This window comes from Streptococcus hongkongensis, from assembly GCF_053206145.1.
This window is the reverse complement of sequence record NZ_JBRUGD010000003.1, coordinates 101,422-115,748: the sequence shown is the minus strand read 5'-3', so window position 1 is coordinate 115,748 and position 14,327 is coordinate 101,422. Positions and strand designations below refer to the sequence as shown.

Here is a 14,327-nt window from a genome sequence, read left to right as displayed (position 1 = left end):
CTATTCTTTCACTAAAATATCTGATTCTTTCTTTAAATCGTCTGGAACAGATATGCCTAGAGCTTTTGCTGCTTTCAAATTAAGAACAGGTTTACCTGTATCGACAATTGTCACCGGCACTTGGGAAACCTTTTTACCAGCAATCAACTCCTTCACTTGCTTTGCAGTTTCAACACCTAACTGATACTGACTTTGTGAAATAGAAGCTACGCTACCATCTTTAACCATTGTGTCCACACTAGAATAGATTGGTAAAGTCGCAGCATTAGCTGACGATACAACTGTTGCAAATGCTGAAGCAATTGTATTATCCTGTGGAATAAATAAAGCATCTACTTTCCCAGCCATAGCTGACATGGTTGATGAGACCTCATTAGTTGACGGTACAGCATAGGTTTTAACAGTGTAACCTTTTGACTGTGCAATAGCTTTGAAGTCATTTACTTGAGAAATCGAATTATCCTCATTACTTGCATAAAGAATACCAATTGTTTTAACAGTCGGCGTTAGCTGTTTAATTAAGTCAACCGTCTGCTTCACTGGCACTCTATTTGATAAGCCAGTCACATTCCCTTCAGGCTTTTTCAGGTTTGATACCAACTTAGCTCCGACTGGATCTGAAATTGCTGACATAACAACTGGAATATCTTTAGTCGCTGCCGCAAGACCTTGTGCAGCCGGTGTAGCTATTCCAACTAAAATATCACTAGCTCCACCAGCTAATTGTTGACTCATTGTTTGTATCTTGCTTTGGTCTCCTTGAGCATTCATCAATTTGATTTGAATCTTAACCTTTGAACTATTTGATTTTCCTAATTCATCCTCAATCCCTTTTTCTATTTGATCTAGAGCTTCGTGGGTAAGTAGCTGCAAGATACCAACACGGACAACCTTTTTGTCTAGAAATTGATTAGCGCCTTTTGGCTTTTCTAATAGCAGAGCTGAACAAACCATTATGACCAGAATTAGTAATGTAGCCATTAAATTTTTATTTTTCATAAGTAACCTTTCGTGAGATAAAAAGAAAAAGCGCATAGTAAGTTATACTAAGCGCTTTTTTGATAGTCAAGACTCGCGCACAGATAGTTTTTTAGAGTACCTCTAAAAGCCGTATCTATGCCAAACCATAAACACAACTTTACCTATGCCAGCTTTGCCAATTAGAAATTTTCATTATGTTCATCATCTCGGACTACCTCTCATGTTTTTTTTACATTATATCTTAAATCCAGGAAATTGCAAGTCTTTCTTCTTATTATTTTCAACATATAACTTATGTTATAATTAGGAGATTAGAAAAACAGAAGGGAGAAACCATGTCATTTGACGGCTTTTTCTTACATCACTTAACACAAGAACTAAATGAGGATCTCTTAAATGGTCGCATTCAAAAGGTTAACCAACCTTTTCAAAGTGAATTAGTTCTAACTATCAGAAACAATCGACAAAATTATAAATTACTGATTTCAGCCCACCCCGTCTTTGGGCGCATCCAAGTAACTCAAAATGATTTCCAAAATCCCCAGACACCTAATACCTTTACGATGATTATGCGTAAATACCTTCAAGGCGCTGTTATTGAGACCTTAAAACAAGATGACAACGATCGCATCATTGAAATTGGGGTTTCAAATAAGAATGAAATCGGAGATGCGATCAAGGCAACTTTGATCATTGAAATAATGGGTAAACACAGTAATATCATCTTAATTGATCGAACTGAAGATAGGATTATCGAATCAATCAAGCACGTGGGGTTTTCACAAAATTCCTATCGAACAATTTTGCCAGGATCAACCTATATTCAGCCACCAAAAACTGAAGCAAAGAACCCTTTTACACTATCTGACATTGACCTATTTGAAATTCTTCAAACTGAGGACTTATCACCCAAATCGTTGCAAAGACTATTTCAAGGTTTGGGACGAGATACAGCCAGTCAGTTGTCTGCCTGTTTAAAGACTGATAAACTCGATAATTTTAGAGCATTTTTTAATAAACCAGTAAAACCAACATTAACAGAAAAATCCTTCTCTGCCATTGCATTCACAGATTCAAGATTAGAAAAATTTTCAAGACTGTCTCAACTTTTAGATTATTACTATCAGGATAAGGCTGAGAAAGACCGCATTACACAACAAGCAAGCGACCTTTTACATCGTGTCCAGTCTGAGCTAGAGAAAAATATCAAAAAGTTAGCTAAGCAAGAAGCTGAATTAATCGCAACAGAAAATGCCGAAGAGTTCAGACAAAAAGGCGAGTTACTGACAACCTATTTAGCACTAGTTCCAAATAACAAAGCAAGTGTAACTTTAGATAACTATTATACTGGTCAGCCTATTACCATTGCTCTCGATCTTGCCCTCACTCCAAATCAAAATGCGCAACGCTATTTCAAAAAATATCAGAAACTAAAGGAAGCAGTAAAACACTTAAGTACGCTCATTGATGAAACCAAGCAAAGTATTGCCTATTTTGAGAGTGTCGATTACAACTTATCGCAAGCAACAATTGATGAAATTACTGACATTCGTGAAGAACTCGTTGAAGCCGGCTTTATGAAACGCCGATCAGTTGATAAACGCCACAAGCGCAAAAAGCCGGAACAATATTTAGCCCGTGACGGCAAAACAATTATCATGGTTGGTCGAAATAATCTGCAAAATGAAGAATTAACCTTCAAAATGGCCAAAAAAGGCGAGTTATGGTTCCATGCCAAAGACATTCCAGGTAGCCATGTTATTATCAAGGATAATTTAGACCCTAGCGACGAAGTCAAAACTGATGCTGCTGAATTAGCGGCATTCTATTCAAAAGGTCGCTTATCGAACTTGGTTCAGGTCGACATGATTGAAGCCAAAAAATTACATAAACCTTCTGGTGCCAAGCCTGGATTTGTTACTTATACAGGTCAAAAGACATTACGGGTTACTCCAAGTCAGGAAAAAATTGAAAAAATGAAATTAAACTAAAAACTGAACCCAAAGTTCAGTTTTTTTATATGTTGTTTTTAAAATAGTATTCTATTTACTCTAAGATTACTCTAACTCACTTAAGAAGAGTTGCATATTTAAATCGTCTGGAATTAATTTCAAGTACAGTTCAACCATGTCTTTTGCTTTTTGACTTTGACCAAATTCTCTTAAAATAAAAGCATAGTCTCCTAAAAATTCCGGATTTCCTAATAAATCCACTTCCAACTGTTGATAGAGATAAAACGCCTCTTCTTCTCTATCCAAACCTTGCAACGCTTTTGCCAAATTCCATTTACTGAGGACATTGTCTGACGCTTCAAGATTTAATGCAATTACTTCTGTAAATCGCTGCGCATCAATGTAAAGATTAGATAGTCTCATCAAAATCTCATCATTATCCACACTGATTTCTTTTGCTTTCAAAAGATAGTTTTCTGCACTGCTCATATCATGCATTTCAAAAGCAAATTGTGAGGCCAACAACAATAGTTGCGAATCAAATTCATTTTTTCGAAGTGCTTGTTGAATTAAACGAAGTGCCTGATCTGTTTTATGCTCCGCATGCAAGCTTTGAGCATAGATGTATTCGTATCCCACAAAATCAGGATTTAATGTTTCTAATTGTTTAAAATAAAGATTAGCTTTTTGATACTCACCTTGATCATATAAAAGTGTAGCCAGTTCAAACAGACTGTCATCTTCATACTCTATTTCAACTGTTTTTTCTAAAAACTCAATGGCTGCTTCAAACTTGCCAAGACAAGCATAGGCTCGTCCAATTCGTTGATAAGTCGAAACACCTGTATCTTCTAAAATCTGACGATTATCCAATTTTGCATATAAAGCAATGGCTTGATTATAGTGTTTTAAATCCAACTCTATTTCTGCCAGTCCAAAAATAATCAGTGGGTCTGGATTCAGTTGACTGGCCTCAAGTAGCTTTTCTCGTGCAACATCTGTCAAGCCTTCCATATCATATAAATCAGCCATAACAAGTAAAGCATTAACATAGTATGGACTATCTTGATCGATATTATCTAAATAAAGAAAGGCTTCCTCAATCAAATTATCTTCAGCTACAATCTGTGCTAAATTAAGATTGACTTCTGGGAACTTATCTTTTAATTTTAAGTAAATACGTTTAGCATGTGGTAAAAAACCAATACTTTCTAAATAGTCTCCCAAAGCTAACAGGGTTTCATCTTCGTCCGTTTTAAGTGCCCGTTCAAAGTATTTTTCAGCATGAGCTAAATCTTGTTGATCTAGAGAGGCAATCATTTTCTCACTATTCTGCATGGTCTGGCTTCTCCTCAACAATAATTTTTTTATCTATGTAAAGACTACTTACTCCTTTATACCAAGCAAATAATTCTTTGACTACAACTTTAAGTGACGCGTAAATAGGAATAACTAAAAAGACACCCCAAACACCAAGCATGGCTCCCGCTGTTAATAACAAAAACATGATAGTAATTGGATGAATATTTAGCTTATTCCCTAATACTAAAGGTGCAACAAATCGACCTTCTATTGTTTGCTCAATAGTAAAAATGATGAGAACTTTAACCAACATGAGCGGTCCTTGTACCAAAGCCATAATAACCACAGGTACCATAGCTAAAAAAGACCCTAAATAAGGAATCATATTTAAAAAGCCTGCTGCAATACCGAATGTTATCGAATATTTTAAACCGACAATACTAAACATGACACTAAACATAATACCTACAGTAATTGCAACAATTACTTGACCTTGAACATAGCCTGATAGCTGCTTATTAATATCTCCTAGCACACGTGAGATAGGGATTCTCAAGTTAGTTGGAAGTGTCTCTACTAAACCATCTTTCATTTTGCCACTATCTCTTAGGAAATAAAAGAGGATAAATGGTGTAATGATGATTGAAATGGTAATCCGGGCTATCGCACCTGCAAAATTCCCAACCCAATCAATAGCATGTTTTGAGAAGCTTTGGGCATAATCTAAGGCTTTTTTAGTGACATTTGTTAGAATATCTTGAAGCTCTGTTTGATAATTAATTAACCACTTGTTTTCTACAATTTTAGTTGCTTCTTCGTTAACAGTTCCCACATACTTAGGTAAGTCATGAAGAAAAGTGGTTGTTTGATGACTAATCATAGGAATGAGTCCAGAAAAGGCCCAAACTAAAATACAAATAATCAAACCAAAAACAATGGAGATGGAAGTCGTTCGATTTGGTCCCAAACTCTCAATTAAATCGACTAATGGTTTCGTTAAGTAGTATAAAATAGTTGATATCACCAACGGTAGCATCAAAATCGTCAGAAACGATAGAATTGGTTTAAATAAGAATGAAACCTTAGTAAAAACTAAAATCGTCAATAAAAATATTAGGATTACAACAAGTGCACTTAAGGCTTGATTATTTAAAACCCATTTGTAAAACCAGCTCTCTGAAAATTGTGAATTATTTTTTTTATTCATTTATCTTTTATTACCTCATTTTTCTTGTCCATAGAAAGTCACTGATTGATCAATCAAGTTATTTTTATCATCATAAGTAAATTTAGCTGAGAAAAACGGCTTATCCTCTAAAATCCATCTAAAAATCTCATAATCACCTTCCCATGTAGGCTTAGTCAAAACTTGATCATAAGGAACCCATTCTAAAGTACCTTCTCGAGAATCCTGATCTGAAATCAATTGGCCTTCAAACTCTGTCACTTTGAAAACATAGGTATACCAATCCTGTCCTGGTGTGAATTCTGGAAATGTAATTACCCCTTTAAAGTCCATTTTTTTCACCTTTAAGTGGGTTTCTTCGTAGATTTCACGAATAGCACACTCATCTGGACTTTCGCTAGGTTCAATTTTACCACCTACTGATATCCACTTTCCTTCATGAACATCATTTTCTTTTTTATTACGATGTAATAATAGCAAAGAATCTCCATTATCTATATAACAAATTGTCGCAAGTTGTGTCATTATTGCCTTCCTTTTCTATATGTATCTATTATACCAGTCTAACAAAATATTGCTATCAATCACTAGGATTTTTCCTAATTATCTTTACTACAGCCTATCTATTACCTGTATTCATGTCAAGGATAGTAACTGCTATCAAATCATCAGTTACAATTATGAGTGGCATTAAAAATTTTGAAAAATCCTTCTTTCCCCATTTCACCTTCTCCATTTTGCCTAATTTATGCTATAATTTCATTAGAAATTGGAGGAAACCTATGCCTAAACCTATTTATTTTGGTACCTACACGAAGCGACAATCGCAAGGAATTTATCAAGCCGATTATGATCAAGAAAGTGGACAATTGGCTAATCTTAACTTATTAGCAAAACTAAAAAACTCAACCTACATTGCTAAATCTCTTGCGGAAAATTTCTATGTCACTACTAATGATAACGAAAATGGGGGGATAGTTGCTCTAAATAAACACGGGCAACTCATTAATTCGGCACTAATTCAAGGAACATCCCTTTGCCATATAGCAATTGACGAAAAAAGACAGCTTGTCTATGGCGCTAATTATCATAATGGCCAGATAAGTCTCCATCAAATTGATCAGACAGGTAGCGTAACCCTAAAAGATACTGTTCAATTAGAAGGAGCAGGTCCACACCCTAATCAAGAATCAGCTCACGCCCACTATGTTGGTCTAACCTCTGATAACTATTTGGTAACTTGTGACTTAGGGACAGATTCCGTCACTACATATGAAGTTCTAGGTGATTTTACATTAAAGAAAATTGCTAATTATCAAGCAGAGCCAGGTGCTGGTGCTCGACACCTGGTTTTTCACCCAACCGAAAAAATTGCCTACTTAATTTGTGAGTTAAATTCTAGTGTTGAAGTGCTTATTTATAACGGATTAGGCCATTTTGAAAAACTCCAAACGATCAGTACATTACCTATGGACTATCAAGGATTTAATGCTACTGCTGCTATACGAATTAGTAAAGATGGCAAAAACTTATATGCTAGTAACCGTGGACATCATTCGATTGCTGTTTATACGATCAGAAAAGACGGACAACTAGATTTACTAGAAATTGTCCCTAGTCAAGGCCATACACCGAGGGACTTCATTTTAACAGATAATCAAAAACATCTCATTATTCCCCACCAAGAATCAGACAATATTAGTATATTTGCCAGAAATCCATCAACAGGTCACTTACAACTGATAGCCAACGATTTTCTTATACCTGAATCAGTTTGTGTCATTGAAGGCTAAATTAATTGCTTATAATCCCTAGGTATGGTTAAACAAAGACAACTAAACAGAAGATGTAGTCTCATGAAAGCACAAGAACTTTTTGAAGAAGTAAAAGAATTAATCGCAAACAAAGATTTATCAGACGCAACTGATTTTATCAATGAAAACAAAGTCCGCATGGGTATCTGTCCCACTCTCTTTTTTGTGCCCTTTTTTCTGTCCATGATTCACCACATCTTAAACATCATTCTAATCTATTCTTGTCTTAAATATATTAAAAATGAAGACATCTCAGATGTCTTCATTTCGAAAAGTATGGCGCTACATTATTATTTAATAATCTCTTGTGTTTTAGCATAGTTAGCTTCTACTGCTTCCTTTTCAGCCTTCCACCACTCTTCATGCTCTTTATACCAGTTAATAGTCTCTTCTAAACCAGATTCAAAATTGGTAAATTCTGGAACCCAACCGAGTTCATCACGTAATTTTCTTGAATCGATAGCATAACGTAAGTCATGACCAGCACGATCAGTCACATGATCATAAGCATCTGGTGCTTGACCCATTTTTGCAAGAATCAACTCTAAAACTTCTTTATTATTTTTCTCACCATCAGCACCAATTAAGTAAGTTTCACCAATTTGACCTTTAGTAAGAATTGCCCACACACCTGTTGAATGGTCATTAGTATGGATCCAGTCACGAACATTTTTCCCTTCACCATATAGTTTAGGTTTAATACCTGACAAGATATTTGTAATTTGACGTGGAATAAACTTCTCAATATGTTGGTATGGTCCATAGTTGTTTGAGCAGTTTGAAATAGTTGCTTGAACTCCAAATGAACGAACCCAAGCTTTAACAATCAAGTCGGAAGCTGCTTTTGTTGAAGAATAAGGTGAAGAAGGGTTATATTTCGTTTCAGCTGTAAATTTTTCACCTTCGCCTTCACCATGACCAGGTAAATCTTCACGTAAGGGAAGGTCTCCGTATACCTCATCAGTTGAAACATGGTGGAAACGAATATTATATTTACGTGCTGCTTCCAATAGTGTATAAGTTCCAATGAAGTTAGTATGGATAAATGGACTTGGATCATTAAGTGAATTATCATTGTGGCTTTCAGCGGCATAGTGTACAATAGCATCTGCTTTTGCTGCTAATTGGTCAACTAAAACTGCATCAGCGATGTCGCCAACAACTAATTCTACGCGATCACCAAGAATTTCTTCAATGTTAGCACGATTTCCTGCATATGTTAACTTATCTAAAACAGTTACATGAACATCAGGATGATTGTTATAAACGTAGTGAACAAAGTTTGAGCCAATAAATCCAGCTCCACCTGTAACTATAATATTTTTGTATTCTGACATGATTTTTCCTTAATTCAATATTTTATAAATCTTCTGCTTTCAAAGGTGTCACACTTTCAAGCATTGGATGATTTTTATCTGCTTCTGAAACTTCTGCTTGGTCTAAATTTTCCCACTTGATCCCTAGAGCAGGATCAGCATAGTTTACAAAGGCATATTTTGGTTTTAATTCTAAAGCCCAATAATCATTGACAAGATAACTATAAGACACTTTGTCTGATAATACTTGGAAGCCATTTGCAACGCCACGCGGAACAAAAATTCCTTTAGAAGCATCAATAACGGTTTGATAAACATTACCAAAAGTGTCGCCATTACGCAAATCAACCCAAGATCCTAAAACCTTGCCATCATCTGCAACAGAAATATATTTATCCCATGGTTCAGCATGTAATCCACGTAAAACATTTTTTCGTGAGAAACTGACATTATTTTGTAATTTTCCCTCAGCAAAAAAGCTTTCAGGAAAACCTAAAGGAAGCATTTTTTCCTTTTGAAAATTTTCTTTAAACCAGCCACGATTGTCTCCATGAACCGGAATATCAAATTCGATTAAACCAGGAATAACTTCAATCGGCTTAGCTGCGAGTGTTTTTCCAAAAAAGGTTTCAGACATTAAGCTTCTCCAATCAATCTTAGTAAATATTGACCATATTCATTTTTCTTCAATGGCTGTGCCAATTCAGAAACTTGGTCTTTTGTGATATAGCCCATGCGGTAAGCAATTTCTTCCAAATTAGCAACTTGTGCATTTTGTAAGCGTTGAACAGTTTCAATGTACTGCGCTGCTTCTAATAGACTTTCATGTGTACCTGTATCTAACCATGCAAAGCCACGTCCCATTAATTCAACCGATAAATCACCACGTTCCAAATACGCTTTATTAACATCGGTAATTTCAAGCTCACCACGAGGACTTGGTTTAATATTTTTTGCAATTTCAACAACATCATTGTCATAAAAATAAAGTCCGGTTACAGCAAAGTTTGATTTAGGTTTCTCTGGTTTTTCTTCGATAGAAATAGCATTCATGTTTTCATCAAATTCTACAACACCAAAGCGTTCTGGATCTTTAACTTGATAGCCAAAAACGGTTGCTCCTTTTTCTTTTGTTGCAGCATTTTGAAGCATTTTGGTTAAGCCATTCCCATGATAAATATTATCTCCTAAAATCAAGGCTACATGATCATCGCCGATGAATTCCTCACCAATGATAAAGGCTTGTGCCAATCCATCTGGACTAGGCTGTTCAGCATAAGATAAATTAATTCCGAATTCTGCGCCACTTCCTAACAATTCTTCAAAACGTGGTAAGTCTTGTGGTGTTGAAATAATTAAAATATCTTTAATGCCTGCTAACATTAAAGTAGAGAGTGGGTAATAAATCATTGGTTTGTCATAAATTGGCATCAATTGTTTAGATGCTGCACGGGTTAATGGATATAAACGTGTTCCTGAGCCACCGGCAAGTATAATACCTTTCATTGAATAACTCCTATATAATTGTATTTGTATAAATCCCTATTATTTTATCATTTTTTAGGGTAACTGTCACGTTTGGAAATATATGAGGCAATAGGATAGTCCTCCGGATTTAAAAACAATTCCTTGTTCAGAACCATAGCAGCCAATTCCTTACCAACTAAGGCACCTACTGTTAGACCAGAAGAACCAAGGCCACTCGCAGCAAAAAGACCTTTTCTGTCAGTCACTTCTCCAAAAAAGGGTAAAAAATCACTACTATAGGCTCTAGTCCCAACCCTTACTTTTTTCTTGATTGCTGCGCCCAATTGAGGGTAGTAGGCAATAGCTGATGCGTCTAGTTCATCCACAACTCTCTCATCCACTGACAAATCAAATCCTTTATCATTTTCATGGCTTGCTCCAACAGATATCTTCCCTCCATTGAAAGGGATAATGTCAATTTCACCCTCAGGCATGACTACTGGAAAATCATCCGTTTTTAAATGCTCAAAATGATAATCAATTAGCTGACCTTTTTGTGGTTTAACATCCACTTGGTATCCTAAAGGATCAAGAATTTCTCCCAACCAAGCACCACAGGCTAGAATAACGCGATCAAATAACTGGCCATCAATCACAAACTTATCTCGCTCAAAGGATAAAGTTACTTTTTTGGAGACTAATTCAAATCCTGACGTTTCAATTAAGGTTTGACACAATTGAGCACCGTCAACTCGTGCACCTCCAGATGCAAACAAAAGCTCTTGAAAGTTCTGTAAGCCTGGAAATAGTGCATTAACCTGTTTTTTTGATAATATTGCTAAATCTCCAATTAGCAGGGCAGTTTCTTTTCTCGATTCTGCTAAAGTGACTAATTCTTCTAACTTCTCTTCATTCCTCTTTAAAAGAAGGACACCATTTTTTTGATAAAAACTGGTATCAACCCGATCTTTTTCTAAGTCCTTGATTAGTATCTGGTAAAAATCCGCACCTGATTTTGCCAAATGATACCATGCCTTATTTCTTCTTTTGGAGAACCAAGGGCTAATAATACCAGCAGCAGCTTTGGTCGCTTGCCCTTTCCCATAATCGAAAATTGTCACTTGACAATTCATATCCTTACTTAAATAATAAGCGGCAGTCGATCCTACTATTCCTGCACCTACAATAGCTACTTTTTTCTTTTTTATCATGTCACTTACCCCAATGCCACATCTAAAACCATCATTATCATAAAACCAAGCATGAGCCCTAATGTAGCTATGTCAGTATTACCATTGGTTTGTGATTCAGGTATTAATTCTTCTACAACAACAAAAATCATAGCACCGGCTGCAAATGAGAGCGCATAGGGTAAGATAGGTAACATTTTCAGGACTAAAGCCGCGCCAAGTACTGCACCAATTGGTTCAACGATAGCAGACATTGAGCCCCAATAAAATGCGATCGCTCGAGATTTCCCATCCGCACGAATCGGAATTGACAATGCTGCACCTTCTGGAATATTTTGAATCCCTATACCTATCGCTAAACTTATTGCACCAAGTAGCGCAGCTTTTGAAAAATCACCTTGCGCCAAAGCACCAAAAGTAACTCCAACGGCAAGTCCTTCTGGGATATTGTGAATCGTAATGGCTAAAAAAAGCAAGGCCGTCTTAGATAACTTTCGTCCAGATGCCATACCTTCCATTTCAGATACATCTTTATTCAAATGTAAATGAGGTACAAGAGCATCAATCCCCCTTAAAAATAAACCACCTAGTAAAAACCCCGTAGCTGCTGGTATCCAAGCATAGCTTCCGTATGTAGTTTTTGCAAACTCGATTGAAGGCGCTAGCAACGACCAAAAAGAGGCCGCAATCATAACACCGGCCGCAAACCCCATCATACTATCTAAGAGTCGTCGACTAATGGTTTTAAAGAAAAAAACAATTGCTGCACCAAAGATAGTGCATGCCCAAGTAAAGAGTCCTGCCAAAAAAGCTAACAAGACAATGTCTTGTTTAGCAATCCAATCCATAATAAACTCCTTTTCTATAAATAATGAAATGGATTAGTTGAGCTTTGACTAGCTAAAACCGTCACAGGCCACTCTTCTTCCATTTTCCATTCTTCTAGTATATGACTCATCTTTGAAATAAATAAGGCTTCAATATGATGTCCCGGATCAATTGCTAATAGACCTTCTGTTAGCATTTCTTGAGCTGTATGGTAATAGATATCTCCAGTTACATACAAGTCTGCCCCCTTAGAAAGAGCATCTTTGTAAAAGTCATCACCACTACCACCACAAATTGCTACCTTAGAAATAATTGGGTTGACATCACCATAACGAATTAAACGAACAGTATCTAAACCAAAAACTTCCTTCACACGCTGAGCAAAGGTTTCAAAAGGTTGTGGTTCAATGTTACCAATCCGACCGATACCAAACCCATCACCAACCTGACTAAGATAGCTTGTATCCGTAATTTCGAGCATCTCACAAAACCAATCATTTAGCCCACCACTAAGAACATCAATATTGGTATGGCTAACATAAACAGAGATGTCATGTTTAACCAAGTCCAAGAGAATATCCCTTTGCGGCGAAGCAACTAAGTCCTTAACCCCTTTAAAAATGGGCGCATGTTTTGTAATAATAAGATCGACACCTTTTGTAATAGCTTCTCTAACTGTCTCTTCGCGAACATCTAAAGTAACCATAATAGTTGACACTTCATTATCCAAACTACCAATTTGTAAGCCAAAAACATCCCCAGGCATTGATAACTGCGTCGGACAAAAAGCTTCATACTTTTCAATGACGTGACTAATTTTCATCTTCAATCATCTCCTTTATTAGGTCTATTCTTTGGGAGATAGCCGAGCGATTTAGCAGATTATCCTCAGGAATACAGGACAAAGCATAGGATAATTTATCTAGTTCTCTTTGCCACTTGGCTTTAAACAGGACTGATTTTTCCTGACCTAAAATAGGTCCAAAGCGGGTTTCCTTCAGTGATAATTCACGGTGACCATGCTGCGCAAGAATGATTTCATAAAACTTATCATTTTCAGACATGACTTTTTCTGCAGTAATCACGAAATCATTCTTTGTCAGCCAACGTCTTAAATCATCTTCGCGGTTATTAGGCTGTAAAACCAAGGTTTCAACTGTAGCTAATTTGTCTTTACCAGCTTCAAGAATCTCAGCAATTAAGCGTCCGCCCATTCCACAGATACTAATAGCTGTAACCTTGTCTGTTTCATCAAAGGCTGCTAAGCCATTTGCTAAACGAACATCAATTTTGTCCGCCAATAATTCTTGGGTAACATTTTTCTGAGCCGATTCAAAAGGTCCTTTTACAACCTCACCAGCAATTGCAGATGTAATCACTCCCGTTTTTACAAGATAAATTGGTAAATAAGCATGATCGCTTCCTACATCCAATAGTTTACTTCCTTTGGGAATAAAATTTGCGACAAGCGTCAATCGTTGTGATAAATTGTCCATTTAATACTCATACTTTCTTTTCTTAATCCTTTCCTATTATAACAAAAATAGAAAAAAAGAATAATAGCCTATACCATTATTCTTTACACCTCAAAAGTTGCATAGAACCTATTAGTTCATCTTAATACATTCTAAAATTAAGTCAGACACATACTGATATTATAAACAAGGTGAAGCGCAATGACTAAATCTAAACGCTTTGTCTTATAATAAATAAGCGAAAGCACTAATCCTACACCTCCATACATCACTAGCGATACAACATTTGACGGGAGTTGTAAGACTGTGAAAACAATAACACTAAAGATAAACCCTAAAAAAGGAAAATCTTCAAAAAGATAATAAATAATACCAGCTCTAAAGATGACTTCTTCACAAATCGGACCACAAACTCCAATGATGATTAGCGTTATAAAAAAGTTAAATGATCCAAACATTTGTTCAAGTAAATCTTGATTAAGCGTTGTCCCAATCTTTAAATAGTTCAGTAAAAAAAGTCCCCCATGACCTATAATTTCCATTATCAGCAAAGCAACAAAGAAAACGATAATATCTTTTTTTTTCCAATTTATTTCAAATTGATAATGTAGGATAAATTTCTTCAATAAAATGAGAATAACTAAGGTAGAAAAAACTGCCACAAACATTAGAATTATCTGTTCAATTATACTAAATTCAAATGAACTTTGAAATTTATAATTTCCCCCTAAGAATATAGACATAACATCGCTTAACAAGCCATAAACAAATAGTAATAAGATGATTAATAAAAATCTTCTCAAGAATTTCATTAAA

The 14,327-nt window shown here is 35.9% G+C and carries 15 protein-coding genes; 3 read left to right on the top strand and 12 right to left on the bottom strand.

What is annotated here, in order from left to right; all coding sequences use genetic code 11:
- The gene (trpX, locus tag ACVRZD_RS02830; RefSeq protein WP_037626094.1) at positions 1 to 999 is read right to left on the bottom strand and encodes a tryptophan ABC transporter substrate-binding protein; all 999 of its coding nucleotides are present in this window, start codon (positions 997 to 999) and stop codon (positions 1 to 3) included.
- Positions 1,000 to 1,316: 317 nt separating this feature from the next.
- Here trpX and ACVRZD_RS02825 point away from each other — a divergent pair, with 317 nt between their 5' ends.
- Positions 1,317 to 2,972 (top strand): Rqc2 family fibronectin-binding protein, encoded by a 1,656-nt coding sequence (locus tag ACVRZD_RS02825; protein ID WP_037626092.1) that lies wholly within the window; start codon positions 1,317 to 1,319, stop codon positions 2,970 to 2,972.
- A gap of 66 nt (positions 2,973 to 3,038) precedes the next feature.
- On the opposite strand, the gene ACVRZD_RS02820 is transcribed toward ACVRZD_RS02825, so the two are convergent.
- Genes ACVRZD_RS02820 through ACVRZD_RS02810 form a run of 3 tightly spaced genes read right to left on the bottom strand, consistent with a single transcriptional unit; the run spans position 3,039 to position 5,946 of the window.
- On the bottom strand, positions 3,039 to 4,271 hold the full coding sequence (locus tag ACVRZD_RS02820; protein ID WP_037626090.1) for a tetratricopeptide repeat protein: 1,233 nt from the start codon (positions 4,269 to 4,271) through the stop codon (positions 3,039 to 3,041).
- Positions 4,261 to 5,442, bottom strand: a complete 1,182-nt coding sequence (locus tag ACVRZD_RS02815; RefSeq protein ID WP_037626088.1) for an AI-2E family transporter — start codon at positions 5,440 to 5,442, stop codon at positions 4,261 to 4,263. Before ACVRZD_RS02815 ends, ACVRZD_RS02820 begins: the two co-directional genes overlap by 11 nt.
- 15 nt (positions 5,443 to 5,457) lie before the next feature.
- Complete coding sequence (locus ACVRZD_RS02810) at positions 5,458 to 5,946, bottom strand: NUDIX hydrolase (protein ID WP_037626086.1); 489 nt, start codon at positions 5,944 to 5,946, stop codon at positions 5,458 to 5,460.
- A gap of 257 nt (positions 5,947 to 6,203) precedes the next feature.
- Between ACVRZD_RS02810 and ACVRZD_RS02805 the strand changes: the two genes are divergently transcribed.
- Together ACVRZD_RS02805 and ACVRZD_RS02800 are read left to right on the top strand one after the other, a co-directional pair.
- Positions 6,204 to 7,214, top strand: a complete 1,011-nt coding sequence (locus ACVRZD_RS02805) for a lactonase family protein (RefSeq protein ID WP_037626085.1) — start codon at positions 6,204 to 6,206, stop codon at positions 7,212 to 7,214.
- Between the two features lie 63 nt (positions 7,215 to 7,277).
- On the top strand, positions 7,278 to 7,556 hold the full coding sequence (locus ACVRZD_RS02800; protein WP_037626084.1) for a hypothetical protein: 279 nt from the start codon (positions 7,278 to 7,280) through the stop codon (positions 7,554 to 7,556).
- On the opposite strand, the gene rfbB is transcribed toward ACVRZD_RS02800, so the two are convergent.
- From rfbB to ACVRZD_RS02760, 8 genes are all read right to left on the bottom strand, one after another.
- A complete protein-coding gene (gene rfbB, locus ACVRZD_RS02795; RefSeq protein ID WP_037626082.1) occupies positions 7,526 to 8,572 on the bottom strand; it encodes a dTDP-glucose 4,6-dehydratase in 1,047 nt (348 codons plus the stop codon). The genes ACVRZD_RS02800 and rfbB overlap by 31 nt on opposite strands.
- Before the next feature lie 22 nt (positions 8,573 to 8,594).
- Positions 8,595 to 9,188 (bottom strand): dTDP-4-dehydrorhamnose 3,5-epimerase family protein, encoded by a 594-nt coding sequence (locus ACVRZD_RS02790; protein WP_037626081.1) that lies wholly within the window; start codon positions 9,186 to 9,188, stop codon positions 8,595 to 8,597.
- The gene (rfbA, locus tag ACVRZD_RS02785; protein WP_037626079.1) at positions 9,188 to 10,057 is read right to left on the bottom strand and encodes a glucose-1-phosphate thymidylyltransferase RfbA; all 870 of its coding nucleotides are present in this window, start codon (positions 10,055 to 10,057) and stop codon (positions 9,188 to 9,190) included. Before rfbA ends, ACVRZD_RS02790 begins: the two co-directional genes overlap by 1 nt.
- 47 nt (positions 10,058 to 10,104) lie before the next feature.
- Positions 10,105 to 11,229 (bottom strand): NAD(P)/FAD-dependent oxidoreductase, encoded by a 1,125-nt coding sequence (locus ACVRZD_RS02780; protein WP_037626077.1) that lies wholly within the window; start codon positions 11,227 to 11,229, stop codon positions 10,105 to 10,107.
- Between the two features lie 5 nt (positions 11,230 to 11,234).
- Positions 11,235 to 12,056 (bottom strand): ZIP family metal transporter, encoded by an 822-nt coding sequence (locus tag ACVRZD_RS02775; protein WP_447450243.1) that lies wholly within the window; start codon positions 12,054 to 12,056, stop codon positions 11,235 to 11,237.
- A 14-nt stretch (positions 12,057 to 12,070) separates the two neighbouring features.
- Positions 12,071 to 12,859: a Nif3-like dinuclear metal center hexameric protein gene (locus ACVRZD_RS02770; RefSeq protein WP_037626075.1), complete on the bottom strand. Its 789-nt coding sequence runs from the start codon at positions 12,857 to 12,859 to the stop codon at positions 12,071 to 12,073.
- Entirely contained in the window at positions 12,849 to 13,532 is a 684-nt protein-coding gene (locus ACVRZD_RS02765) for a tRNA (adenine(22)-N(1))-methyltransferase (RefSeq protein WP_037626073.1), read from the bottom strand. The genes ACVRZD_RS02770 and ACVRZD_RS02765 overlap by 11 nt, the downstream gene beginning before the upstream one ends.
- Positions 13,533 to 13,669: 137 nt before the next feature.
- Entirely contained in the window at positions 13,670 to 14,323 is a 654-nt protein-coding gene (locus tag ACVRZD_RS02760; protein ID WP_037626071.1) for a CPBP family intramembrane glutamic endopeptidase, read from the bottom strand.
- Between the last annotated feature and the right edge of the window lie 4 nt (positions 14,324 to 14,327).

What these genes read in the sequence shown, in the direction of transcription:
- ACVRZD_RS02815 (WP_037626088.1), bottom strand. Translation starts at nt 5,442, where the DNA reads ATGAATAAAAAAAATAATTCACAATTTTCAGAGAGCTGGTTTTACAAA.
- trpX (WP_037626094.1), bottom strand. Translation starts at nt 999, where the DNA reads ATGAAAAATAAAAATTTAATGGCTACATTACTAATTCTGGTCATAATG.
- ACVRZD_RS02800 (WP_037626084.1), top strand. Translation starts at nt 7,278, where the DNA reads ATGAAAGCACAAGAACTTTTTGAAGAAGTAAAAGAATTAATCGCAAAC.
- ACVRZD_RS02790 (WP_037626081.1), bottom strand. Translation starts at nt 9,188, where the DNA reads ATGTCTGAAACCTTTTTTGGAAAAACACTCGCAGCTAAGCCGATTGAA.
- ACVRZD_RS02825 (WP_037626092.1), top strand. Translation starts at nt 1,317, where the DNA reads ATGTCATTTGACGGCTTTTTCTTACATCACTTAACACAAGAACTAAAT.
- ACVRZD_RS02760 (WP_037626071.1), bottom strand. Translation starts at nt 14,323, where the DNA reads ATGAAATTCTTGAGAAGATTTTTATTAATCATCTTATTACTATTTGTT.
- ACVRZD_RS02820 (WP_037626090.1), bottom strand. Translation starts at nt 4,271, where the DNA reads ATGCAGAATAGTGAGAAAATGATTGCCTCTCTAGATCAACAAGATTTA.
- rfbB (WP_037626082.1), bottom strand. Translation starts at nt 8,572, where the DNA reads ATGTCAGAATACAAAAATATTATAGTTACAGGTGGAGCTGGATTTATT.
- ACVRZD_RS02810 (WP_037626086.1), bottom strand. Translation starts at nt 5,946, where the DNA reads ATGACACAACTTGCGACAATTTGTTATATAGATAATGGAGATTCTTTG.
- ACVRZD_RS02775 (WP_447450243.1), bottom strand. Translation starts at nt 12,056, where the DNA reads ATGGATTGGATTGCTAAACAAGACATTGTCTTGTTAGCTTTTTTGGCA.
- ACVRZD_RS02780 (WP_037626077.1), bottom strand. Translation starts at nt 11,229, where the DNA reads ATGATAAAAAAGAAAAAAGTAGCTATTGTAGGTGCAGGAATAGTAGGA.
- ACVRZD_RS02770 (WP_037626075.1), bottom strand. Translation starts at nt 12,859, where the DNA reads ATGAAAATTAGTCACGTCATTGAAAAGTATGAAGCTTTTTGTCCGACG.
- ACVRZD_RS02765 (WP_037626073.1), bottom strand. Translation starts at nt 13,532, where the DNA reads ATGGACAATTTATCACAACGATTGACGCTTGTCGCAAATTTTATTCCC.
- ACVRZD_RS02805 (WP_037626085.1), top strand. Translation starts at nt 6,204, where the DNA reads ATGCCTAAACCTATTTATTTTGGTACCTACACGAAGCGACAATCGCAA.
- rfbA (WP_037626079.1), bottom strand. Translation starts at nt 10,057, where the DNA reads ATGAAAGGTATTATACTTGCCGGTGGCTCAGGAACACGTTTATATCCA.